This window comes from Mucilaginibacter sp. P4_G9, assembly GCF_056400985.1.
Genome location: NZ_JBFUKF010000933.1, coordinates 1 through 619 on the forward strand (window position 1 = coordinate 1; position 619 = coordinate 619).

General features: G+C 39.6%; 1 protein-coding gene. It reads left to right on the forward strand.

Features of this window, described 5'->3' with window-relative positions; genetic code table 11:
• Window positions 1-619 (forward strand): asparagine synthase-related protein (locus tag AC1DPZ_RS28655; RefSeq protein WP_477409936.1); only part of this gene is annotated, 619 nt, incomplete at both ends.

The following is a 619-nucleotide window of genomic DNA, read 5'->3' on the forward strand; positions in this document are numbered from 1 at the left end:
GATCATCATACTATAGAATGCAATCCGAGAGAGGGTAGGGACTTAATTGAAAATTTTGGATCATATTATGACGAGCCATTTGCCGATTCAAGCGCAATACCAACATTGTTATTGAGTAAATACACCAAAAAACATGTCACTGTAGCCTTGAGCGGCGATGGCGGGGATGAAAGTTTTATGGGATATAGCAGGTATAAGTGGCTTAAGATTGCAAACTATCTATTTGCCTATCCATTACCACTAAGAAAAGTAATAGCTAAAATTTTAAGCGTTTCACCTAATTATCGTCACCAGCTTATTGCGTTGGGCATTTGTAATTCAAAAATAAGTTCTCTTTATGGACTGATGCTTGGGGGGCTTGAGTATTCATGGCTTAAACAGCCGGATGCAGGCTTACAGGTGCCTTTCATGGATATCTGGTCGTCGAAATCAATGAGTATTTTACAAAAAATGTCGGCTTTTGATATTAAAACATATTTAAACGGCGATATAAATACAAAAGTTGATCGGGCCTCTATGGCATTTGCTGTAGAAGCCCGGGCGCCGCTGATGGACCACAGAGTGGTTACATTTGCGCAAAACCTTCCCGATAGCTATAAATTTCAATACGGTTCACAAA